The 25,022-nt window shown below is 36.1% G+C and carries 20 protein-coding genes; 4 read left to right on the forward strand and 16 right to left on the reverse strand.

Going from position 1 to position 25,022, the window contains the following annotated elements; translation table 11 throughout:
- Nucleotides 1-42 precede the first annotated feature (42 nt).
- From ACMGGO_RS21850 to ACMGGO_RS21885, 8 genes are all read right to left on the reverse strand, one after another.
- The gene (locus ACMGGO_RS21850) at nucleotides 43-2,514 is read right to left on the reverse strand and encodes an S-layer homology domain-containing protein (protein ID WP_420282260.1); all 2,472 of its coding nucleotides are present in this window, start codon (nucleotides 2,512-2,514) and stop codon (nucleotides 43-45) included.
- A 22-nt stretch (nucleotides 2,515-2,536) separates the two neighbouring features.
- Nucleotides 2,537-4,255, reverse strand: coding sequence for an RTX toxin (locus ACMGGO_RS21855; protein WP_420282261.1), 1,719 nt, complete (start codon nucleotides 4,253-4,255; stop codon nucleotides 2,537-2,539).
- Nucleotides 4,256-4,463: 208 nt separating this feature from the next.
- The gene (locus ACMGGO_RS21860) at nucleotides 4,464-8,888 is read right to left on the reverse strand and encodes an InlB B-repeat-containing protein (RefSeq protein WP_420282262.1); all 4,425 of its coding nucleotides are present in this window, start codon (nucleotides 8,886-8,888) and stop codon (nucleotides 4,464-4,466) included.
- Between the two features lie 20 nt (nucleotides 8,889-8,908).
- Nucleotides 8,909-9,535, reverse strand: coding sequence for a phage tail protein (locus ACMGGO_RS21865; protein ID WP_048390792.1), 627 nt, complete (start codon nucleotides 9,533-9,535; stop codon nucleotides 8,909-8,911).
- An 18-nt stretch (nucleotides 9,536-9,553) separates the two neighbouring features.
- Nucleotides 9,554-10,060: a GNAT family N-acetyltransferase gene (locus ACMGGO_RS21870; RefSeq protein WP_048390794.1), complete on the reverse strand. Its 507-nt coding sequence runs from the start codon at nucleotides 10,058-10,060 to the stop codon at nucleotides 9,554-9,556.
- Between the two features lie 29 nt (nucleotides 10,061-10,089).
- Nucleotides 10,090-10,485, reverse strand: a complete 396-nt coding sequence (locus tag ACMGGO_RS21875) for a hypothetical protein (RefSeq protein ID WP_048390796.1) — start codon at nucleotides 10,483-10,485, stop codon at nucleotides 10,090-10,092.
- Between the two features lies 1 nt (nucleotide 10,486).
- On the reverse strand, nucleotides 10,487-11,635 hold the full coding sequence (locus ACMGGO_RS21880) for a hypothetical protein (RefSeq protein WP_048390798.1): 1,149 nt from the start codon (nucleotides 11,633-11,635) through the stop codon (nucleotides 10,487-10,489).
- A 281-nt stretch (nucleotides 11,636-11,916) separates the two neighbouring features.
- The gene (locus tag ACMGGO_RS21885) at nucleotides 11,917-12,969 is read right to left on the reverse strand and encodes a helix-turn-helix transcriptional regulator (RefSeq protein ID WP_420282263.1); all 1,053 of its coding nucleotides are present in this window, start codon (nucleotides 12,967-12,969) and stop codon (nucleotides 11,917-11,919) included.
- A gap of 615 nt (nucleotides 12,970-13,584) precedes the next feature.
- On the opposite strand from ACMGGO_RS21885, the gene ACMGGO_RS21890 reads away from it, so the two are divergent.
- Complete coding sequence (locus ACMGGO_RS21890; protein ID WP_420282264.1) at nucleotides 13,585-14,289, forward strand: class I SAM-dependent methyltransferase; 705 nt, start codon at nucleotides 13,585-13,587, stop codon at nucleotides 14,287-14,289.
- Nucleotides 14,286-15,329 carry a saccharopine dehydrogenase NADP-binding domain-containing protein gene (locus ACMGGO_RS21895; RefSeq protein WP_416141264.1) on the forward strand — a complete coding sequence of 348 codons (1,044 nt, stop codon included), beginning with the start codon at nucleotides 14,286-14,288 and terminating at the stop codon, nucleotides 15,327-15,329. The genes ACMGGO_RS21890 and ACMGGO_RS21895 overlap by 4 nt, the downstream gene beginning before the upstream one ends.
- A 51-nt stretch (nucleotides 15,330-15,380) precedes the next feature.
- Here ACMGGO_RS21895 and ACMGGO_RS21900 read toward each other — a convergent pair whose 3' ends face one another.
- From ACMGGO_RS21900 to ACMGGO_RS21910, 3 genes are all read right to left on the reverse strand, one after another.
- The gene (locus ACMGGO_RS21900) at nucleotides 15,381-16,103 is read right to left on the reverse strand and encodes an amino acid ABC transporter ATP-binding protein (protein ID WP_054548544.1); all 723 of its coding nucleotides are present in this window, start codon (nucleotides 16,101-16,103) and stop codon (nucleotides 15,381-15,383) included.
- Entirely contained in the window at nucleotides 16,096-16,755 is a 660-nt protein-coding gene (locus ACMGGO_RS21905; protein ID WP_036075291.1) for an amino acid ABC transporter permease, read from the reverse strand. Before ACMGGO_RS21905 ends, ACMGGO_RS21900 begins: the two co-directional genes overlap by 8 nt.
- 133 nt (nucleotides 16,756-16,888) lie before the next feature.
- Nucleotides 16,889-17,683 (reverse strand): transporter substrate-binding domain-containing protein, encoded by a 795-nt coding sequence (locus ACMGGO_RS21910; RefSeq protein WP_420282265.1) that lies wholly within the window; start codon nucleotides 17,681-17,683, stop codon nucleotides 16,889-16,891.
- A gap of 422 nt (nucleotides 17,684-18,105) precedes the next feature.
- On the opposite strand from ACMGGO_RS21910, the gene ACMGGO_RS21915 reads away from it, so the two are divergent.
- On the forward strand, nucleotides 18,106-21,114 hold the full coding sequence (locus ACMGGO_RS21915; protein ID WP_420282266.1) for an ATP-binding protein: 3,009 nt from the start codon (nucleotides 18,106-18,108) through the stop codon (nucleotides 21,112-21,114).
- 5 nt (nucleotides 21,115-21,119) lie between these two features.
- Entirely contained in the window at nucleotides 21,120-21,842 is a 723-nt protein-coding gene (locus ACMGGO_RS21920; protein WP_231595762.1) for a DNA-binding response regulator, read from the forward strand.
- 229 nt (nucleotides 21,843-22,071) lie between these two features.
- Here the strand turns inward: ACMGGO_RS21920 and ACMGGO_RS21925 are convergent, their stop codons facing one another.
- The 5 genes from ACMGGO_RS21925 to ACMGGO_RS21945 are packed head-to-tail and all read right to left on the reverse strand — an operon-like array spanning nucleotide 22,072 to nucleotide 25,020.
- Complete coding sequence (locus ACMGGO_RS21925; RefSeq protein ID WP_048395761.1) at nucleotides 22,072-22,440, reverse strand: Na+/H+ antiporter subunit G; 369 nt, start codon at nucleotides 22,438-22,440, stop codon at nucleotides 22,072-22,074.
- A complete protein-coding gene (locus ACMGGO_RS21930; RefSeq protein WP_004233151.1) occupies nucleotides 22,418-22,702 on the reverse strand; it encodes a Na(+)/H(+) antiporter subunit F1 in 285 nt (94 codons plus the stop codon). Before ACMGGO_RS21930 ends, ACMGGO_RS21925 begins: the two co-directional genes overlap by 23 nt.
- Entirely contained in the window at nucleotides 22,702-23,184 is a 483-nt protein-coding gene (locus tag ACMGGO_RS21935) for a Na+/H+ antiporter subunit E (RefSeq protein ID WP_048395764.1), read from the reverse strand. Before ACMGGO_RS21935 ends, ACMGGO_RS21930 begins: the two co-directional genes overlap by 1 nt.
- Nucleotides 23,184-24,689: a Na+/H+ antiporter subunit D gene (locus ACMGGO_RS21940; RefSeq protein ID WP_048395766.1), complete on the reverse strand. Its 1,506-nt coding sequence runs from the start codon at nucleotides 24,687-24,689 to the stop codon at nucleotides 23,184-23,186. The genes ACMGGO_RS21935 and ACMGGO_RS21940 overlap by 1 nt, the downstream gene beginning before the upstream one ends.
- Nucleotides 24,682-25,020 (reverse strand): Na(+)/H(+) antiporter subunit C, encoded by a 339-nt coding sequence (locus ACMGGO_RS21945; protein WP_004233143.1) that lies wholly within the window; start codon nucleotides 25,018-25,020, stop codon nucleotides 24,682-24,684. Before ACMGGO_RS21945 ends, ACMGGO_RS21940 begins: the two co-directional genes overlap by 8 nt.
- Between the last annotated feature and the right edge of the window lie 2 nt (nucleotides 25,021-25,022).

A 25,022-nucleotide genomic window follows, 5' to 3' on the forward strand; every position in this document is an offset into this window, starting at 1 on the left:
GGGCACTGCGATTACATTACGAATCGCGTACCCTCTTTTTGGTTATTTTTTTGCGGCTTCTTGAATCTCATAAAATGCCCAATGGTGTTTTGGAACATCTTTAAATAATGGTGTTTGATCTTCAATAAGAACTTGGCGTTCAAACAGTCGATTTAATACCTTCACGGCTTGTGCACGTGTTAATAATCCATCTGGATTGAATGTATCTGCTGTTATTCCTGTCATAATTTCCGCTGCATTGACAGTATCAATTGCTTGCCCTGCCCAATGATGGACACTCACATCTTTGAATACTGCACTTTGTGAGGTTGGTGGACAGAAATCTGCATCAGGACGTTCTACACATTGCTGTTCTATCCAGCGGGCTGCCACTGTAGCCATCTGTGCACGCGTAATCAAGCCGTTTGGATTAAAGTTCGTTGCTGTAACCCCTTTAAACAGACCCTTTTCCTTCGCAAATTCGATTGCATCTTTAGCATCATGTTGGAATGTGTCTGTATAGGTTGCCTTTGCTTGCGGTATGGCGTTACCTGTTAATTGACGAGCAAACATACTTGCCATCTGTGCCCTTGTAACAGGAGCATTTGGACGGAAGGTACCACCTGGATAGCCTTGAATGTAAGGTAGATGGGTAACCCCCTCAGTAGTTGGTTCCTTCACTTCTTCCTTCTCTGGTAAGTAGAGAATGGAGAAGGTGGAGAACTTATTCACCTCAAACTGTAAACCTGTTATTCCCTTTTGATATTCTACAATCTTCCCACGTACAACTTCTTTTGTGCCATCACTATGCTCGATATAAATAGCCAGATGATTGAGCTGTTCCTCTGTAATATCTGTAGGTAATGGAAGAGTTAATAATACAGGTCGATTCTGCATATTAGTCTCAATTTTCATGGGTTGCCCTAATACTTTACTAAATGAACTATTCGCTATTTCTTGCACAATTGACTCTTTTTTTGCACGTTCTTCAACCTGTGATTGTTCAGCTTGTCCCTTTAAAGGAATTAATCTAAAGTATAAATTATCACTAAATGTTGCCAATGATTCATTTGAGACATTGACACTTACATCATAAGCTGAAATTTCTAAATTTAAACGACTTTCTTTTAGTAGAGTAACAATATTATTAGGTATAGATATGTCCACTTGCTTTACATTATCCTGCGAATTAGGAATAACAATACGTGCTTGATCCGATTTTTCTTCTTTTAATTTATTGATAGTTTCTAATACACTTGCTTCTGTAAGAATTACTTCATCTTTCACCAATCCATCCACATCTACTAATCGCTTAATAGTTGTTTTAGAAACGGCTTTTCCATTACTCGACTCCACATTTACAGTAAAACTCTCTGTAGGAGAAGGTGGAGAAGATTCTGAGGTAGAGGTATTTTCACTATTAGTAGAAGAATTCTCCTTTGTTACTACAATTGTATAAAGTTTTTGACTGCCATCTTCAGCCGTTACCAAAATTTTTATTGTATTGACACCTGTTACAAGCTTGATCGGCTCTGCAACGGATCTCCCATTTATTGTGATTTCAGCTTTTTTATCCTCAGCTAATGGATTTACAAATAGACTATCTACTTTAGAAGTAACAATAGCGGAATATGACATTGTATTTTTATTAAATGCCATATTTAAGGCTCCCTGTGAAATAGTCAAATCCTTTAAAAAGGCATTATGGCTTTTAGATAATGCAATTACATCAATGGTGAAGCTTTTAGTATCTACAAAATTACCGATGAAAATTTGTGCTGTCAACGTTACCTTTTGATTTCCTGTGGAGATAGTAGGGCGAACAATGCTTCCATTATTTTGCACTACTTCAGGTTTGTCAGATATCCAATTAATCGTTGTTCCATTATCCCCGATAATTGGTAAAGTAAGGTTTTTAGTGACATTTGCTGAGGTATCACCTTGAGCATATTGAATATTAAGTGCATCTTTATCCAGTTGTACCTTTTGAATAAGCAGACTGGATACTTTGCTATCTAACACAGATTGTAAAGTTTCTATAGACTCATACCCTTGATTAGGACGGCCAAGTAGAATTTGCTTACAAACTTCATCTTGATCTTCAACAGTGAGAAGATTGTAGTTATTATAATTTAAATGATCATCATCAATGAAAACTGTCCATAGTGTTAATGAGTCTGTCGTACTGTTAACATTAATAAGATAAGAACGATTATTGACTGCATTTAAGTATGTTTGTCTTAATGTTGTAGATGTATATCCACTTTGTGGTCTTTCATCTATTAACTTATTAGCTAAATAGTTTTGGTCTGCTAATTTAAAGCTTTGAAATAATTCATTAGCTTTAGCAGTATAATGTAATACACTCCAGTCAGTAGTCATTGCCAACTTCATTTCTTCCGTATTAGTGGCAGTATTAAATGAAGTTAGATCACTTTTTGCTGCTACAGATGATAAAGGCAGCAAGCAAGCAACTAAGGTAAATATCATAATTAAGTTTAGTATTTTTCTTTTAGATTGTTGAATAAAAATCACCCTTTCCTCATTAGAATATAGTTTAGTAATGTCCGATAGTAGAAAAGTCGTCTTTAGGTAATATTGTCCACTCTAAAATATTGAAATTTGGAGAACCTGATTGCAGTCTTTTATCTCTAATATAGCCTCCATTACTTTGCAATATAGCGGTTGTCGAATCTTTTGTTCCCAATATATCAACAATATTCCCATTACTGTCTTTTAAAGTAATTGACACCGTTATTTTAGAGGCATCTCTAAAAATAAATTCTTCGTTGTAATAAAATGATAAGGTAATATCCATAAAATCATAAAAATAGGGGTGAATCACTACAAAATTCATATTTGGATTTACTAAAGATATATCTAATTCTTCAACACTATGCTGCATTGAAATTAAATTATATTGCTGTATCTCTAATTGATAACCATATAGAGGAGACGTTGTAGGATTATATATTTCTAGGACATCATTATAGTTTCCACTTTGTACAAAATCAGATATAAAAATGCCTGGAGCATCAACAGTAAATATAAAACTTGTAGATTCTAGCCCTCCTTTGCCATCATCTGCTGTGATAGTAATAATACTTGTCCCTATTGCTTTTTGTGTCATGTTAAGGGTTGTACCATTTAAACTAGCCGTAGCTACTCCACTATTACTAGAGCTTACAGCTAATGTTAACGAATCGTTATCAGCATCTGAAAATACATTACCTACATCAATACTCCAAGGTATACCACCAATAGTTGCTCGTTGATTACTAACAGTCTGAGCTACAACTGGCAAGTTATTCACTGTAGGATTGTTTATGGTAACTGAAAAGCTAGTTGATACTTTCCCTCCTTTGCCATCATCCGCTTGCACTGTAATTGTACTTAGCCCTACTGCTAACGGCAAAATAGTTATTACTTGCCCACTTATTTGAGCTGTAGCCACAGTTTCATTGCTTGAGTTTACTTCTATTGTAAGAACATCATTATTTGGATCTGAAAAAATATTACTAACATCTATTGTTAGTACATCCCCCACAGTACCTGTTTTGTTAGTAATTGTTTGTTCGACCACAGGAGGCTGGTTAGGTGGGATTGTAACTGTTAATTTAAAGGTTGTAGAGACAATTCCTCCATTACCATCATCCGCTTGTACAGTAATTATACTTTGCCCCACAGCCAGCGGTACAATAGTTATCATTTGTGAATTCAATTGTGCTGTAGCTACAGTTTTGTTACTTGAATCTACATCTAATGTCAAGTTATCGTTATCTACATCAGTAAAAACATTGCTTGTATCAATTAATATTGGAGCTCCCCCTACGTGTCCTATTTGGTCATTTATTATTTGAACAACAGTAGGTAAGTTATTCAACTTGGGCAAGACTTCTACCTCAAAACTACTACTAGCTCTCCCTAATTTCCCATCATCAGCACTAACTTTTATTCTTGTTTTTCCTGGGGATAAGGCCTCTAGTGTTAATAGATTTGAGTTAACTTCGGCTGTTACTACCCCCACAGAATCAGGAATAGCTTTAAATATTAATGAATCATTATCAGCATCATAGAATAGCTTACTTACATCAATCACGATATTTGCTTGATCTAGTGTCATTGTTTGCTTCTGAATTCTTTCTGAAGCTACCACAACAGGTGGATGATTAATAGAAGTTGCATAAGTTAATTGTGCTTGAAAACAAAAACTAAAGATTAATGTTAGCAAAATGATTATCTTAGTACATTTTTTAATACGTGTATTTTGACGCAAAATCGTTCCCTCCCATATATGTAAAATAATTAACATTACTCTCCCTTTTGCTATGACTTTCAACTCACATAAAATTATATAATAGAACTAAAATCCTAACTACAAAATTCATTAATGATAAAAGTTAATTTTTCTTAACCTTTATTTATCAAAAAAAGGTTATTCAATATTGCTAGCAATATTGAATAACCTTATATTATTTTTTTATCTATTTTTCATGAATATGCTTTACTGCGGCTTCTTGAATCTCATAAAATGCCCAATGGTGTTTTGGAACATCTTTAAATAATGGTGTTTGATCTTCAATAAGAACTTGACGTTCAAACAGTCGATTTAATACCTTCACTGCTTGTGCACGTGTTAAAAATCCATCTGGATTGAATGTATCGGCTGTTATTCCTGTCATAATTTCCGCTGCATTGACAGTATCAATTGCTTTCACTGCCCAATGATGGACGCTCACATCTTTGAATGCTGGACTTTGTGAGGTTGGTGGACAGAAATCGGCATCAGGACGTTCTACACATTGCTGTTCTATCCAGCGGGCAGCCACTGTAGCCATCTGTGCACGCGTAATCAAGCCGTTTGGATTAAAGTTCGTTGCTGTAACCCCTTTAAACAGACCCTTTTCCTTCGCAAATTCGATTGCATCTTTAGCATCATGTTGGAATGTATCTGTATAGGTTGCCTTTGCTTGCGGTATGGCGTTACCTGTTAATTGACGAGCAAACATACTTGCCATCTGTGCCCTTGTAACAGGAGCATTTGGACGGAAGGTATCATCTGGATAGCCTTGAATGTAAGGTAGATGGGTAACACCCTCAGTAATTGGCTCCTTCACTTCTTCCTTCTCTGGTAAGTAGAGAATGGAGAAGGTGGAGAATTTATTCACCTCAAACTGTAAACCTATTCCCTTTTGATATTCTACAATCTTCCCACGAACAACTTCTTTTGTGCCATCACTATGCTCGATAAAGATCGCCAAATTGGCAAGTTGGCCATCTGTTAAATCTGTAGGCAACGGCAATGTTAATTTAACAGGAAGGCTTTGCATATTGGTTTCGATGGTCATTGGACGACCAAGCAACTTTACAACCCCACCTTCTACCAATTGCTGCACAACGGTTTCCCTTTTGGCTTGTTCTTCAATCTCTAGCTGTTTATCATGCCCTTTTATAGGAACGAGTCGGAAGTATAGATTCTCATTAAACATTTCCAATGAAGTTTTTGGCACTTCAATTCTAACCTTATCGGTAACAATTTCGAGATGGACTGCTCCAATTTGCAAAATTGACAGCACATTTTTCGGAATGGACACTTTGACTTGATTTACTTGATCCTTCTCGTCTGGGATGATAATCCTTGCTTTATCATTCCCTTGTTCCTTTAATTTCCTAATTGTCTCTGTTGCGCTTGCTGCTGTTAATGTGACATCATCATTCATCGTGTTATCTACATTTTTTGCTCGTTTTATCGTTGTTTTTGAAACTACATCACCATTGCCAGATTCTACATCTACTACAATTTCCTCTACATTGGTTGAAGGTGTTGATGAACCTGAATCAGGATTTGGTGAAGGATCAGTATTACCGCCACCTGTATTATTACTAATCCATTTTGCATAGATCACTGTGTTTGCTGTAATAAGAGTATTAAAATTATATGGTGTTGTGTAGGCATTACTTGTATACCAGCCCCCAAATGTATAGCCAGCTTTCGTTGGCGCTGGTGTTGGCTGACCTGCTTTTCCTTCATGTACCACCATCTGATTGGAGACAGCACTACCGCCAGCCACATCAAAGCTTACCGTATGTGTCACAGTCACAGGATTCCATTTCGCATAAATCATTGTGTCTCCTGTAATCGTAGTATCAAAATTAAATGCTGTATTTCCCATACTGCTTGTGTACCAGCCGACAAATGTATGTCCTGCTTTCGTTGGTGGAGGTGGCTCCGTTGCTTTTTCTCCATGAGCTATTGTTTGTGCTGGGATTGTACTTCCTCCGTCTACATCAAAGCTCACTGTATGTGTCACGGGATTCCATTTTGCATAAATCGTTGTGTCCCCTGTAATCACAGTATCAAAATTAAACGGTGTATTTCCCGTACTGCTTGTATACCAGCCAATAAATGTATGTCCCACTTTCGTTGGTGGAGGTGGCTCCGTCGCTTTTTCTCCATGAGCTATTGTTTGTGCTGGGACTGTACTTCCCCCATCTACATCAAAGCTCACTGTATGTGTCACGGGATTCCATTTTGCATAAATCATTGTGTCTCCTGTAATTGCAGTATCAAAATTAAACGCTGTATTCCCACTACTGCTTGTGTACCAGCCGACAAATGTATGTCCTGCTTTCGTTGGTGAAGGTGGCTCCGTTGCTTTTTCTCCATGAGCTATTGTTTGTGCTGGGACTATACTTCCTCCGTCTACATCAAAGCTCACTGTATGTGTCACGGGATTCCATTTTGCATAAATCGTTGTGTCCCCTGTAATCACAGTATCAAAATTAAATGGTGTATTTCCCGTACTGCTTGTATACCAGCCAACAAATGTATGTCCTGCTTTCGTTGGTGGAGGTGGCTCCGTCGCTTTTTCTCCATGAGCTATTGTTTGTGCTGGGACTGTACTTCCCCCATCTACATCAAAGCTCACTGTATGTGTCACGGGATTCCATTTTGCATAAATCGTTGTGTCCCCTGTAATCACAGTATCAAAATTAAATGGTGTATTTCCCGTACTGCTTGTATACCAGCCAACAAATGTATGTCCCACTTTCGTTGGTGGAGGTGGCTCCGTCGCTTTTTCTCCATGAGCTATTGTTTGTGCTGGGACTGTACTTCCCCCATCTACATCAAAGCTCACTGTATGTGTCACGGGATTCCATTTCGCATAAATCATTGTGTCTCCTGTAATTGCAGTATCAAAATTAAATGCTGTATTCCCACTACTGCTTGTGTACCAGCCAATAAATGTATGTCCTGCTTTCGTTGGTGAAGGTGGCTCCGTTGCTTTTTCTCCATGAGCTATTGTTTGTGCTGAGATTGTACTTCCTCCATCTACATCAAAGCTCACTGTATGCGTCACAGGACTCCATTTCGCATAAATCGTTATGTCTCCTGTAATCGTAGTATCAAAATTAAATGGTGTATTTCCCATACTGCTTGTGTACCAGCCGACAAATGTATGTCCTGCTTTCGTTGGTGAAGGTGGCTCCGTTGTTTTTTCTCCATGAGCTATTGTTTGTGCTGGGATTGTATTTCCTCCGTCTACATCAAAGCTCACTGTATACGTCAAGGGATTCCATTTTGCATAAACGATTGTGTCTCCTGTAATCGCCGTATCAAAATTAAATGGTGTATTTCCCGTACTGCTTGTGTACCAACCGACAAATGTATGTCCTACTTTCGTTGGTGAAGGTGGCTCCGTTGCTTTTTCTCCATGAGCTATTGTTTGTGCTGGGATTGTACTTCCTCCATCTACATCAAAGCTCACTGTATGCGTCACAGGATTCCATTTTGCATAAATCGTTGTGGCTCCTGTAATCGCAGTATCAAAATTAAATGGTGTATTTCCCATACTGCTTGTGTACCAGCCGACAAATGTATGTCCTGCTTTCGTTGGTGAAGGTGGCTCCGTTGCTTTTTCTCCATGAGCTATTGTTTGTGCTGGGACTGTACTTCCTCCGTCCACACTAAAACTTACAGAATACGCTTTAAGTGTAGTTACATTCACCATAGTATAGGCTGTTTTATTTCCTGCTGCATCCTTCACTATGATGTTAAAATAGTAGGTTGTATTTTGTAATAAATCAGGTATATCAAATGTTGCGATATCCTTTGAATAGTTTCCTAAAGCAATGCCATTTGTCTCTATATGACTAACTGTATCAATATTGTTACTTGTAGATTGATAGATTTGATATTCTAAATCTTCTGTAGAAGTAATATTATCTGTTGCTTTTAGCCAGTTTAATGTCACGCTATTATTACTAATATTCATAACATTAATAGATGGATTGCTTATTTCTGGAGGTATTAAATCTTCTGTACTCGTAACTGATGCACTTACATCCAAATGATAAATCCTCACAAATATATCTGCAACTCCATCTGTTCTACTAATTCTAATTTCATCGATGTTTTGCCATGGTTCCCCCGTTAATGGGACATCAATTTTTTCAAAAGGCATGTACTGATTTATAACTACAGCTCCGGTAACAAATGTATTATCTCTATATCCTTCTATTTTGAGTTCTACAATTTCATTAACCGCACTTTCTAATCGTAATGAGTTTAGCTTGAAATTTCCTTTAATGGACTTAATAGAAGCTGTAGTAACAATACCAGGGTAACCCGACATCCCTAAACTTTTATCAGTTGGATAAAAATCGTCAATATCATTGTTACTATTATTTGAATCATCCAAAGTACCATCAATTTTTAATAATGCAAATTTCCAATCCCCTATAATACGGGGATTTGTACCCACGCCGTCACTAGATTCAAAATCCTCGCTTGATGGAAAGGTAGTTGCTGAAACTCTTGGAACCTCCACAATTGTCATCGAAGAAAGATTTAGTACTATCATACAAATACACAGAATGCCTATCTTTAACCTAGAAAATATTTTCATCATAACACGCCCCTCAATTACTAAGGTCTCGGTGGATATAGTCCTTCGATACAAATAATATAGTTCACTGCTAAATAAGGTTGGCGATTATCAAATGAAGTACCACTACCTGTCTCTCCTATTATCCCACTAATTGATACATCACCAGTTACTGGAGCATCAAAGGACTTTAGAGTGCCGTTTGAAGTATTCTTACTATAAATATTAGCGTCCCTGCCATTAGAAATGCCTTTTCCGAGGGTACTGTTATCATCTGGAATATTAGTCGTACCATCATTATTTACAACGGGAATAGCAACAGTAGCATTAGCGTTTTTAAGGATACCACCTGCGCTACTAAAAAGATGATTGTGTCTTGGTAAATTATTTATACTTAAAGTCGTCTGCTCTGTACCACCCTTACTACCATTCGAATAAGATGATATTCCTGCATCTCTTTGTCCCCCCATATCGGCACCTACTGGAACGCGGCCATTAAGATTTGGCAAATTAAAAACCGTTTTTCCATCCCCTCCGTATTGGAATCCAATCACTGCATACAAAGCTTGGTATTGATTAATTTGTAATTGTTGTCCATTACAAAACAACCATCCTCTTGGAGCGTATGTTCCTGCCCAAGGTAAAATTACTCCTATAAATGCTTCCATAAATATCTCTCCTTAAGTTTATTTTCTCCAGTACATCTCAAATGTTGCTTCTTTATCCATTACAATCTTAAACCCTAGCTTTTTATATAACTGATAGGCAGCTATATTAAATTTAGCCACTTCAAGTTCCATGCCCTTCAAATAATGGGTTGCTTCCTTCATCATAGATTGTATAATATACTTCCCAATACCTTTGCTTCTCCACGTATGAAGGAATCCTATCCAAATTAATCGATAGTTTATATTTGTTTTATCAATGGTATATCTCCCGATTGGCTTCCCTTTATATTGAACAATTATCTTTTCTGCCCTTGGGAACATCTTCTTAGTCTGCACATTATCTAATTCATATTGTTGTTGTACAATACTTTTCCTTACATTTTCATCCTCTATAAAAGATAACTCCATTCGTGATTCTTCAAATATTCGATATAATACCGCTTGGTCTTCCTTTGTAGCGAGACGTAAGCTTATTTCATCAAAATTTATCAAATCGTCAGAAAAATCACATGTAATTCGTTTCATATTTATCACCATACAAATATTAATTGCGCTTAGGAGTTCTTGTTTGTAACAATGATGGAACGCACAAAGTTATGCCCTTTTTCCGGTAGTTTTTCCCAGCTATCTATATGAAATTGATGATCAGCCAAGCATTCAGCTCTATTTTGACTTTTTTGCGGTACGTCTAATGATAACGAGATAGTACCATAGGATTTTTCACCTGGCGGTACCTTATCTCGCCAAGAGCAAGAACATTCATAGCCATTAGGCCCTGTTGAAGCCTTAATTCCTAAAGCCTGAATAGTTGTATTAGGCGGAACATTCATAGGCTCTTTGCCTTCAATATCCTCTGTATTCCAAATACCCCAAGTTCTCTCCTTATGAAAAACTTCTAATTCACGATCTGTTGCATTTGTTATCATTAATGAAAAAGTCCAAGTTGCCATTTTAATTCTCCCCTCCTGTTGTTACTTTTATCTTTGCATTATCCATAACATCGAATTCATGTGTACGGTTCAAAATTGCGTAATCCCATTCGGATGCTCCGATTAATGTTGTCACATTATCTTTATCAGTTCGATATAAAAGAATCATTTTACTAAAAATCCAAGGTACAACATCCATATCTTTATCGTTTGGTGCTTCAAATTCTCTATCAATTGACTTTCTTTCTGTTTGTTGTTGTTCTTTGGTCACAGAATTTAATATATTAAACTTCGCTCTTAATTCCGTCTGTAATTCTTGCTCAACACTCGCCTTCACTATCTTTTCTTCAGAAACTGAAGCTTTTTCCGAAAATTTCAGTGCGGTTTCAATCGTGCTAACCTTTTCTACTACTTTTTTACTTGTAGTCGATATAAACTGTTCATCTTTTACTTTTATTTTTCCTCTTCTAGTGACAGTTTCAACTTTTGAAGCATCTGCTCTTATGCAAGTAACCTCAACAGAAAAATAATCATTCACTTCACGCTTTTTCAAATAAAGGCTATCAAAATCTACATCATTAACCCCATCCCAAAGTTTTTTCGAAATTTTAAATATAGACGTTTTAAATATTGCTTTCTTTTCAAAGTTAACTCCACTAGGAATATACTGATTTAGATCAATAGTTTCTACATTCTCAACAACCTTTAATGTGTCTATTTTGGACCAATCTGTATATAAACTATTAGGTACTTCCTTTTTTCTAATCCTGTCCATCTTATTCGAAATCCGTATATCTCGAACAAAGTTATGTCCATCATGAGTAATACCCTTCCATTCATTCACTTCAAAATACCCATTCGCTCTGCAAGTTGCTTCATTGGGATTGTTATATGGCACATTAACATAAAGGCTTACAACACCATATGGTTCCTGCATATTTCCTTCATGATTCTTGTTATTATCCTTCCATGAACAAGAAAATTCGTAACCATTCGGACCAAAGGCAGATTTGACCCCAACGGCCTGTATTGTTTGTCCTGCTTTAATTGATTGGGGTCCTTTATCCTCTTCACCATTTGTATTCCAGTATCCCCAGTGCAATTGTGATTCCACCAATTCTAAATCTCGATCTGTGTCATTTGTAACGTTAAAACTAAATGTCCATGCCATAAGTGTGATACCTCCAATTAAAATATTTTAATATTCAGAAATTAATTTATGTAAAACAAATAATTCTTATTACCTAATAAAAAATCTAAAGGTTACATTTTTTTGGTTCTTTATAACTTTTTTTCATTATATTATAGGTCCATAGATTCCGCTATGAGTTCATTCCCTTTTTTAGGTTAATTTTTCTTAACCTTTTAACTTCTAATACAAATCTACTGATTAAAATGCTAATAACAAAAGAAACTGCTAGAAAGATAGCAGTTTCTTTTGTTAGCCCACCTTTAATCTAATTGGAAGCGGGAGAAGATCTTCCATACTAGCTCATTTCGATTTGAGACATTTACTTTTTGAAAAATTACCTTTAAATGATCTTGTACCGTGTAGATTGAAATATCAAGATTATAAGCAATCTCTTTTGTAGGAATCCCTTTAATAACTTCAAATACTACTTCCTTTTCTCTGAGGGTAAGATTATAGGCTGTTATTAAGAAATTGAGCATTTCTCTTGATGATGCTTCATTTATTAATAAAGCAATTTGCTGTTCTTGTTGGCTTGTCAGCAAAAGTGATGCCCGAATAGCAATATAGCCTGTATCTTTGATAGGTACTATTAAAGAAGTATTTGAATTGTACTTGTCAGCAAGTAATTTTGCACAGATAGCTTGAATAGGCTTAGGAACTTGAGTTTCTGCTAAACTTTCATACTTTCTTAAAATAGATAGCAATTCACAAGCTTTGGTATTACTTGAAAGAATTTTTAACCCTTTATCAAAAATAACAATGCCTTGTTCTCCTTCTACAGCTGGAATCCTCTCCTCAATAATATAATGATAGAACTTCTTTAATGATTCACCCATAAATGGCATCAGTCTTTTTATAAGCACCACATCTTGTTCTTTAAATAAAGGCTTTTCATTTTCAGCTCTTTTGAATAGTGTTAAAAAACCATAGCATTGTCCTTGATAAATTAATGCAGCTCTTACTTCATCACTAAAACCATTGGGCATTAAAACTTCTCTATAGCGAAAGCTCCGACTAGAGGAATCGCTTAACCTACCTATGTTTTGACCACTTTGAACTAAGAATCCATATTTATTTACATCTTCTGTCGTATATTCCAACTCCATAATCTTCTGATGAATCGCCTCTATTGATTTTTCTGTGACTGCTCCTACTGAAAAAAGAGTATGTACATCCGTTAATGTACAGCAATACGCATCAAAATTTATATGTCTTCGTAGAGCTTCGATCATCAATTGACGATATTCAAACGAATTTTTGCTGTGCTTTAAGCATTGGTCAGATTTTCGTTGCCAATATTGTGCTTCCTTCATAAACACCTACCTCCCCCCAGAAATATGGGATAGTTCTTTTTTTCCGAAAGTTTATAATTGAGAATAATTCTTAATTGAATTGTACAGAAATTCAACAAGTAGGAATACTATTTTGAAGAAAATTTTTACTTTTTATTTTCTTGCTAGCTACTTCCGTTATTAGTGGCTGCTCAGAGAAATCGTCTCAAGCAATTGTGGGTGGTGTGAATTCAGATTAAAGCTACTATTAGTGCCCCTAACTCGTCTGCTATTTTTCCAAGCATCCTGTTGGCAGAACAAAAGAGGATATTGAACTTATTACCTGGGAAACAGTAGATACCCTTTTAGCTCAAATACAAAAAATCCAAGCACAATTTATGGTACTTCCTCTTAATATGGGAGCTAATCTATATGCAAAAAGAGTGCCATTACAACTTATAGGAGGTCTAGCACATCAAACTATTTTCATACCTAGTTAAGGTGGTCCACCAGATATTTTTAGGGAATAGTCCTACACAGATACTAGGTGACTTCACTAAACAGTCATCAGCCTTTCATCAGAATGATTGCTTAAAGATGAAGGAATTGCTCTCGAAATTTTAACGTATAAAAATAAATTGCTTTGGAGGTATTTTAATGAATAGATCTATACATAGCTGGGACAGTCCTTCTGTCAACAATTATCAACAGTCCATTCGACAAAAAATCATAGGCTATGATCTTATTTATGACATGATGGTCAATATACTTCAGAATTTCACTCCTGCAAATAAATTTTTAGTGGTAGGTGCTGGAGGTGGACAGGAATTACTCACTTTAGGCAAATCATTTCCTTCTGCCCATTTCACAGCAGTCGATTCCTCAAAGGAAATGCTGGAGCTGGCTGCTAAACAAATTGAATCGCACCCACATCGACCTACTATTATGTGGGTTGAGAAGGATCTACTATCCTTAAGAGTAAATGAGGTTTTCGATGTAGTTAGTTGTCATTTGGTTTTGCATTTCATAAAAAGCCTTGATCAAAAGAGAACAATGCTTCAAAAGATTGCGGATAGCTTAAAAGAAAATGGAGTGTTATTTATTTCATCGATAAATGCTGATTTAACTTCACAAACGTTCAAACATGAGCTTTGTTATTGGCGAAGCTCCATGCTTCATAACGGAATAGGTGAGGATCATTGGCAACGCTTTGAGCAATCCTTTAGCGTCACAACCCATCCGATTAATCTTGAATTGCTTATTAATTTACTGAAAGAGGCTGGCTTTACAACAATCCTTCCCTATTTTAAAACACATATGATTGACGCTTTAGTCGCTATTAAAGGAGAAACTACTATATGAAAAATGGGAATATCTTAATCATCGGAGGCTATGGTGAAGTGGGAGGGAAAATTGCAAAATTATTGTTGCAAAACTATCCCAACAGAATATGGATTGCCGGAAGAAATATAGAAAAGGCTAAGGATTTCTGTGTCCAGCACAAAAATTTAGTAAGACCTCTTCAATTGGATGTGTCAGAAAAAGTGCATCCAGAGCAATTAGAAAATGTAGCACTGGTCATTATGTGTCTAGAGCAAAAGGATACTGCATTTGCACAGCTCTGCTTAAATGAAGGGATTATCTATATCGATATTACTGCAAGCTATACCTTCCTTAAAAAGTTAGAGGCACTCCACTCACTAGCTGTACAAAAACATTCTACAGCCATTTTTAGTGTTGGTATGGCTCCAGGATTGACCAACTTAATGGCCATGCATGCTGCAAGGCAATTATCCTCCCTCGAGAAGATGCATATTTCCATCTTACTTGGGGCAGGCGATACACATGGCACCGCGGCAATTCTTTGGATATTGCAACAATTAAATAAACCCTTTAGTAGCTACAACAATCATAAGGTTGCTAATTTTACTAATAAGAGAACCGTGAAATTTAAAAAGATTGGGAAACGAAGTGTGTATCAATTTAATTTCTCTGACCAGCATACATTAACAAAGCATTTCCCTTCTATTCCTATCGTCACAAGATTAGGCTTTGATGTTGAGCCACTCAATAAATTTGTATCCTTTTTACAAAAGAGTAGAATTGCTTGCCTATTAAAATTTAACGGTATACAAATCTTGCTCGCTTCACTTATTCAAAAAATTAAAATTGGTTCTGATGTGTGTGGCATACAAATAGAAGCCATTGGGACAAAACATCACAAAGAAGTAAGCTTCACATTAGACTTTCTTGATCGCGATGAATCACTTGTAACAGCGAAAGTTGCAGCATTTATAGCTAACGAGTTTCTTAACAATAAACATCCAGCAGGAGCCTATCATATTGAGGAATTATTTACATTAGACACCTTTCAGACTCAATTTGATATGTCCCTTCAATAAAAATGGCATTTAGCTCTCATCTAACGGAGAAGCTAAATGCCTGTTGTTTTATTATAAAACCTTCTCTAAAAAATCCTTTGCACGCTGTGTTGATGGCGCTGAAAAAAACTGTTCTGGAGGAGCATCCTCAATGAGCTTGCCGCCATCAAGGAAAAGAATACGATCAGCAACCTCACGAGCAAAGCCCATCTCATGTGTCACAATCAACATGGTCATCCCAGAATCTGCGAGGTTTTTCATAACAGCCAATACCTCTTTAACCATTTCAGGGTCAAGTGCCGATGTAGGCTCATCAAATAATATAACTTTAGGGTCCATGGCAAGTGCTCGCGCAATAGCAACACGTTGCTTTTGTCCTCCCGATAAACGATTTGGATATTCTAGACGCTTCTCAAACAGACCTACTTTCTTTAGTAACTCTTCTGCTTTGTTGATAGCTGTAGCCTTATCCAAACCCTTCACATTGATTGGCGCATATGTTAAATTTTCAAGCACAGTTTTATGAGGGAAAAGATGAAAATGCTGAAATACCATACCTACTTCTTCACGTATTTTCATTATATTTGTCCCTTTATCTGTCAGGACATCCCCTGCAATCGTTACCTTCCCACTTGTCGGAGTTTCTAATAAATTTAAGCAACGAAGAAATGTCGATTTACCTGATCCTGAAGGTCCAATAATAGCAATTACTTCTTTTTCTTTAACTTCAGTTGATATACCCTTTAATACTTCATTCTGCCCATAAGATTTGTGTAAATCTTCAATTTTAATCACTTTTTCTCATTCCTTTCTCGATTCGTTTACCAAGGAACGTTAAAACAAGCGTCATGATGTAATAGATTACCCCTGCAAAAAGTAATGGCTCAAGATAACGGTATGTCGAACCTCCTACAATGTAGGCACGACGCATAATATCTAATGCACTGATTACTGTCACAACTGCTGTTTCTTTATTTAATGTAATAAATTCATTTACTAAGGATGGTAAAATATTTTTTACTGCTTGCGGAATAATAATATCCTTCATCATTTTTGCATATGGAATCCCCAATGCTTGTGCAGCTTCCATTTGTCCTTTATCAACTGCATTGATACCAGCACGGATAATCTCCGAAATATATGCACCTGAATTTAAACCAAAAGCAATAATAGCTGTTGGAATAGGCTCAATTTGGATATCTAGTAATTGCGGTACTGCATAATAAATAATTAGTAATTGTAATACAAGAGGTGTACCGCGGAAAATCGACGTATAGAAATCAGCAAACCAACGTAAAAAATTCACTTTACCAATTTTACATAATGCTAAAAGTATACCTACGATAAAACCAATGATGGATGCACCGATTGCAATTTGAAGTGTAACACCTATCCCTTTTAAAATATAAGGAATAGAGGGAACGATAGCTGTAAAATCTAAATTCACAGCGCTCCCTCCTTTCTTTTTCATCATGATGTAGCTTTGTTTTTTGTACCAAACACAAATTTAGAAGAGGCTTAAAGGATAATAATGAAAAGCACAAGCGATAGCCCAAAAGTAGAGCTATCGCACGCAATTATTATTCAACTTTTTCTAACCATTTTTCTTCTAACTCTTTGATTTTGCCTTCTTCAGCTAGCTCTTTTAAAGCTTTATTAATTTTATCTTTTAAATCGCTCCCTTTTGGAACAGCGATTGCTTTGAAATCTTCAGGCTGTTCTTCCACTGGGAAAGCCTCTAATTGATCATTCGTTTTTAAATAGCCTTTCGCAACGCCACCCTCTAAAATACCTGCGTCTAAACGTTTAGACATCATATCTTGCACAATCTCAGGGATTCGCGTACGTCCTTCTACTGTTACATCAACCTTTTTCGCAATTTCATTACCTAAGTTTTCCTGAATAGATGCAGTTTGTACACCTATTTTTTTACCAGCTAAGTCAGCTTCTTTTTTAATACCGCTATCCTTTCTAACAAGGATTACTTGCTCTGTTTCATTATATTTATCTGAGAAATCTACCACTTTTTCACGCTCTGGATTCGGTGTCATACCAGAAATAACGACATCAATTTTACCTGCTTGAAGTGCTGGCACTAAACTGTTAAAGTCCATATCTTGCACTTGCATATCAACGCCTATTTTTTCTCCAACTAATTTGATTAGATCAATATCAAATCCAATAATTTCTTCGCCTTTTGCTGCATCCACATATTCAAATGGCGCATAGTCAGCTGATGTACCAACTTTTAATACTTGCTTACCCTCTGTATCCGTAGTAGAACCTGTATCGCTTGCATTATTGTCTTTAGTGCCACATGCTGCAAGTACACCTATTACTAGTACCAGCATCATGATGAATAACTTGTTCTTCATAAATTGTAACTCCTTTTATTTATAATTTATTGTGTATGAGAATACATTTCTCGAATATAGTTGATTGGATATTTATTCATGTTGAAGAATAAAAAATCTATCTGCTAATTAAGATATACTCTTTTGAAATAATAATCAAGATAAACTAAAAAAATTTTAGCTAAATATTATATGCATAATTTTCTGATAAGTCAATTTATTTTTGTTTTCATTCATTTTACAAAGTAACTTTACTATTTTCCGTTTTAGCATTATTTATTCCTCCATCATAAAAACAACTTAATTTCAACAGTTCAGAGATAGAGATTATCGCCATCCTTTAAGCTCGCAATATTTAGATTTCATCGCTAGTAGGATTTTTGTATTAATGCCGTAAGTTATCTTGTATAATCCAAATAAATCATTTGAAAGGGATTTTTACGATGAAAAAATTATCGTTATTGTTCGCAATTATTATTGGCTCAGTGCTGATAGCAGGCATTACCTTTTTCTTAACTCAACCTAAGTCGCATGGGCCGAAAGCGATTGAAGGTGTGATGGATTTACGTCATCATTCATTTCACGATAATACGCCTATCAAATTAGATGGGGAGTGGGAATTTATCCCGAATCATTTAGTGGACGGTGAAGCCTTTGATTCCTATCAAAGCTATCTTGTTAATGTCCCTTCAGCTTGGACAAAATATACAATTGATGGGCAACAAATACCTGTATTTGAAAGTGGGACTTATCGTCTCAAGGTTTTAATCGATGATACCGAAGATATTTTAGGAATTAAAACGAGTAACATTCGAATGTCGAACGCATTGTATATTAACGGAAAGCGAGTTGGACATAGTGGAGAACCAGCTGAGGATAGCAGCTATATACCCCACAATACCCCATATACCGCTTATTTTTCGCCTGATAAAAAAGAACTTGAATTGATTGTTCATGTAGCCAATTTTGATTATGCACCAGGAGGAGGAATTATTAGCTCCATTTTTTTGGGGGATCAATCTAGTATTGCAAAGCTTCGAGAGGGTGCCATATTCTACGATTTAATTACCTTAGCAGGTTTTTTAACAATGTTTATCTACTTTTTTGGCTCATATCTTTATTCAAAATTTGGTATAGAACAGCTTTACTTCTCTATATTTTGTTTCGCAAGTGGGGTTTACACCCTTACTCATGGCGAAAAGTTATTACTAGACTTTATAAATATTTCCTATGCTCCATTTCAGAAAATGCAAATGATCTCTAGTATAGCTGTAGGCCTTTTTATATTGTTGTATTTTTACCGTGCTCTAATAAAACATATGAACCGTTTAGTTGTGAAAGTGTTTTGCGCAATAGGTACCCTTCTAATGCTGGTTGCATTGCTTCCAACATCCTTTAATTCACTATTTCAGAATATCAACTCATTGTATGTATTCGCAAATATTGTTTATATCTTCTATGTACAAATTATAGCAATTTACAAACGTGCTACTGGAGTAATGTATTTAACGTTAAGCTCTCTAGCCATTTTGCTTTATTTTATCGTTGCTACTTTAAATACAAATATTAATCTTGAACTGAGTGCTCTACCACCATTGTTGCCATTTATTTGCCTGACAATGCTTTCCCTATATATTTCTCATCGTTTTGCAGATTCTTATTTAGAAAAAGGCAAGCTAACGGAGGCACTGATACGTGTAGATAAATTAAAGGATGAGTTTCTCGCTAAAACATCTCATGAATTCCAAACGCCCTTACATGGCATTATAGGCATTTCACAATCTATGCTGAAGGATAATAGTTTACCTATCTCAGCGGACGAACAAAAAGAAAAAGTATCACTTATTTTCAATATTGCAGAACGTCTATCCTATTTAGTCAATGATTTACTTGATTTTTCAAAGCTGAAGGAGAATGAATTAACATTGCGGATGGCATCTGTTGATTTATATGCCATTACACATATGACTGTAGAAGTGCTTTCCTACACGATTAGTAAGAATGTCAAAATTTATAATCATATAGAACGGGGAACCTTTGTCCAAGCTGATGAAAACCGTCTTCGCCAAATTTTATATAATTTAATTCATAACGCAGTGAAGTATACAAATGAAGGAAAAATTGATATAACTTGTTATGAGAAACAGTCATTCCTTGTGATTGAAGTTAAGGATACTGGGTGTGGGATAGCACCAGAAAATTTAAAAACCATTTTTAACCCGTTCCAACAATTCAATTATTCAATTGGTGGCAGTGGATTAGGTTTACATATTACAAAGGAGCTTGTCGAACGGCAGGGTGGGAAAATATTTGTTGATTCTATTGTCGGACAAGGCGCTACCTTTTCATTCAAATTACGAAAAGGTCAGCCGACAAATGAGGAATTACCATCAATGCCAATCCAAACATACCAGCATCCTTTCCTAACATTCCCACATATTGTTGAGAAAACAGGAAAGAAAAAAATTCTTATTGTAGATGACGATGCTGTTAATTTAAAGGTACTAATAGATATATTGACACAAGAAAACTATTCCATTATAGCAATTGATAATGGACACCATGTTTTTGAGTACCTTACACAACAACCTAGTATTGATTTATTAATTTTAGATATAATGATGCCCACAATTTCTGGCTATGAGATTTGTCAACAGGTTAGGCAACATTACACGTCTACAGAGCTACCTATTCTAATGTTGACTGCGGCGGTTCGCCCAGAGGATATGATTGCAGCCTTTCAATCTGGAGCAAATGATTTTTTACATAAACCTTTAGATGCTACCGAGCTAATGACAAGGGTTCGCAATCTTCTTTTATTGAAGGAGTCTGCAGAAACAGCTGTGAAAATGGAAACTGCGTTTTTACAAGCACAAATAAAACCGCATTTTATTTATAATGTCTTAAATTCCATTCTGTCCCTAAGCTATTTAGACTTAGATAAATCACGGGCAATGATTACAGATTTTGCTACATTTTTACGTAACAGTTTTGCCTTTGAAAATGCCAACAGTCTTGTCCCTTTGGAAAAGGAGCTTAGTCTTATTGAGGCATATGTAAATATTCATCGTACTAGATATCCTGAGCAATTAGAATTTAATATTTGCATGGATGAGCCTATCCAATGTCTTATTCCTCCTTTACTGCTTCAGCCTTTAGTAGAGAATGCCCTTCTTCATGGTTTGAAAGTCAGAAAAGAGGTTAGCGAGCTACTATTAGTTATAAGGCAGGAAGAGCATATGGTGATTTTCCAACTGATTGACAACGGCATTGGGATATCTTCAGAGCTTTTAAGGCAAATTCAAAATGGTGAAAAAACAGCTAGTCAAGGCATTGGTATTTTAAATATTTCCAAAAGATTAAAAAAATTCGACAACGCTATTATCCATTTTGATAGCCACGAAAACAAAGGAACGACTGTTGAAATAAGATTTCCAATAATTACTTTATAGAGGATGTGAGCAGCTTGTTAAAAGCAGTTATTATAGATGATGAAATTTTAGCCATTCGTTTATTAGAATCCATGCTAAAGGCAAGTGGCTCTATTGAGATTATTGGAACCTTCCAGAATCCAAAAGATGGTTTAGTAAATATTGATATGCTAAAACCTGATATTTTGTTTTTAGACATTGAAATGACTGAAATGACTGGACTTGAATTTGCTTCTAAAATAGAAGATGTCTCAAGCTATATAGATATTGTCTTTGTTACAGCTTACGAAAACTATGCTTTAGAGGCCTTTAATGTACAGGCTATAGATTATATTTTAAAGCCCATTGACCACAACCGACTCTTAAAAACAATTGAGCGGCTACTTGAACGAAGGCAACATAAAAAGTTGATGCAACCAATTGAACATACTTCCGTAAATGAAGGAATCAAAATTATTCATACATTACACTTCCATATACACTCAGGAAAAGTTTCAATTGGTGATACTGTATTAACTTTATCAACAAAGGAATTCCAAATTTTATTCTTTTTAGCACAGCATTGCAATCAAGCTTTTCCAGCTGCTGAGCTGTACCGACTTATTTGGGACGAGGATAGCTTTGGACAAACACAAGCCTTACGAGTTCATATCAGCAATTTAAGAAAAAAACTTGAAACGATTCCAGGTCATACAGCTAAAATCGTTATGGTAAGAGGCTCTGGGTATCAATTAGTTTTTCAAGAATAATTTGAAAGGGAAGTTGATTTAACCAATCAACTTCCCTTTCACTTATTTAGAATCCACTTGAATGTTAAGAAATGTCCAATGTTTGCTATCTTAAGCCAGTGCTCTCTCATCTTTTGTGCAGGGATTTCGCCACTCTCTTTGAAGAATCTATTCATCAATTTTGCAGTTCTACTATTTTCATTATTTTGCACTAAAAAGACTGTTTGCTTTAGGGCAAACAGTCCTCCTTCTATTTTATCGTATGCTCTTCAGGGAACAATTTTGACTTTAATTCATCTTCACCAGAGTCCTTTGCTAATGGAACGCGAGAACGATAGGCAGCACGACAAATTAAATGCCCTGCAACGGGTGCTGTCACAAAGACGAAAAGAATACCTAAAATGAGCCGTACACTAACAAAACCGTCATGCACCCAGAAATAGATAAACGCTCCTAACAAACAGGTTAAAACCGATAATGTAGAGCTTTTCGTAGCAGCATGTGATCGTGTATAGACATCTGGTAGGCGAATCATCCCAAATGCGCTAATAACACTCACAATGGAACCTATAAGAATAAGGATAACTGCTGCCCATTCAATCATTTGATTTACGTTCAACAATCACACCTCTTTCTATATATTTTGTAAATGCAATCGTTCCGATAAACGCTAAAATCCCCAAAATAAGAATAGCTTCTAAATATGCTTTAGTCTTCAATATAATAGAGACAATCGCAATAGCCGATAATAAATTAACACCAATTGTATCGAGAGCTATCGCTCGATCAGGCATTGACGGACCACGGATAACACGATATAACGACAGCGCAATGGAAATACTGAAGAAAGCAAGTGCAAGAAGTAATATATTGTTAATCATTAGCGTGTCACCTCCATTATTGCTTGTTCGAATTTTCCAATTGATCGTATAACAGCATCCTTTGACTGTTCGATGTCCATAGCATGAATATAAAAGACATCTCCCTCTTCCGATACCTCCATGACGACAGAGCCAGGTGTTAACGTTAACAGTAAGGCAAGAGCTGTAATCTCCCAATCACCCTCTAATACAGTTTTATATGTGAAAATACCCGGTGTAATATTTAGCTTAGGTGTAGTGATTTGTCTTAATACACTATAGCTTGATAAAAATAGCTCCCAGTTAAACAGCCATAATAACTTGATAATGGAAAAGACTCTCCTCATGTAAAATTGAGTACCATAAAAGCGATGCATCGCATATAGAATACCCATACCTACAACAAAACCCATTAAAAATGTTGAAAATTGTGGTGTCACTTCATCCTGTAGAAGTAACCAAAGTGTTGCGATAAATAAATTTAAAATAAACTGCATCGCCATTATTTATTCACCTCACCTTGCCATTGTTCGCCATCTAAAACTGCATCGATATAGATAGATGGTGTATAAAGTGTTTCAGCTGCATCTGTGACAAATGGTGCCAGTTTTTCTGCCCCAATACCTAACCCAAATGTGCAAACAGCTAGTAATGTTAATGGCAACAATATACGTTTAGGTAAAGGTTTTTCATCCTCTAAGCTAATAATGGTTTCGCCGAAAAAGGAAGAAAGAAATATCCTTAACAATGAATATAAAACAATTAAACTAGAGAAAAACCCTAGACCTAATAGAACGAAATGGCCACCTTCTATCGCACCTTGTCCAATTAAAACCTTTCCTAAAAAACCACTCAGTGGGGGTATACCAGCTAGTGAACACATTGCTATAAAGAACAACCATCCAAAAAAGGGGTAGTTACGAATAAGTCCACTCATCTTATCAATTACTGTTTCCCCAGTGAGATATATCATCATGCCAACAGCTAAGAACAACATAGCCTTAGCTATCATATCGTGCATTAAATAGTAGATAACACCTTGTAAGGCTGACTCTGTGCCTACAGCTAGCCCAATTATTATAAAACCAACGCCAATTAGTACATTGTAAGAGGCTATTGTTCTAACATCACGACCTGAAAGTGCACCGATACAGCCTGCTATAATTGTGAGTCCAGCCATGATGCCAAGAGCTGTGTGTGTGACTTCAGGATTGTTAGGGAACAGCAATGTAAAGGAACGTACAAGTGCATACATCCCTACCTTTGTTAATAAAGCAGCAAATAAAGCAGCAATGGCAGTTGGTGGTACACTATAAGATCCTGGCAACCAGAAGAATAATAAAAGTCCAGCCTTCAAGCTAAAGACGATTAAGAAAATAAGCGCTACTGTTGTAATAAGAGGATTAGCTCCTGCCTCCATTACACGAACTGAAATATGTGCCATATTTAATGTGCCTACCGTTCCATACAGAAAAGCTAGTGCCACTAAGAAAATCCAAGAGGCAACAATGTTGATGAGCACATATTTCAATGCTTCACGTAGCTGAATTTTTTCGCCACCTAAGCTAATCAATGCATAGGAAGCGAGCAACATTACTTCAAAACACACAAATAAGTTAAAAATATCGCCCGTCAAAAATGAGCCATTGACACCTGCTATCATCAGCAAGGTAAATGGATAAAAATACATTTTTTCATATCTTAGCTCCATTGTAAAAATTGCATATAGCATACAAATGAGGGCTACAATATTTGCAACTAACACTAATAGTGTCGCAAATGAATCGGCTACAAATGAGATTCCAAATGGTGGTGCCCATCCACTAAAATCAATGCGCATCACACCCTGTTCTTGAATCTCTACTAATAAAATGACGCTAATGATAATAATAAAGCTCAATGTCAATAAGCTGATGATACGTTGTAGCGTCACATGCTCTTTTAAAAACACCAGTAAAATAGCCGTAATTACTGGTACAATTAATGGTAAAACAATCATATTACTCATCAGGCGTACCTCTCAATTCATCAAAATTCCCTGAACCATTTGTTTTGTACGCGCGATACCCTAAAACGAGAACAAAAGCAGTGACAGCAAAGCTAATCACAATCGCTGTTAATATTAATGCTTGAGGTAATGCATCTGTATATGGTCCCTCTGATTCTCCTAATAACGGGACATCCCCTTTTTTTAAACCTCCCATAGTCAAAATCAGTAAGTGGGCAGCATGAGATAAAACAGCGGTGCCTAAAATAACACGCAATAACTGCTTCGAGAGGATTAAGTACGTCGCAACAGCTACTAATATACCTACTAAAACAAGTATTAAAGACTCCATTG

The organism is Lysinibacillus sp. BNK-21, from assembly GCF_048684915.1.
Classification (GTDB): domain Bacteria; phylum Bacillota; class Bacilli; order Bacillales_A; family Planococcaceae; genus Lysinibacillus; species Lysinibacillus capsici.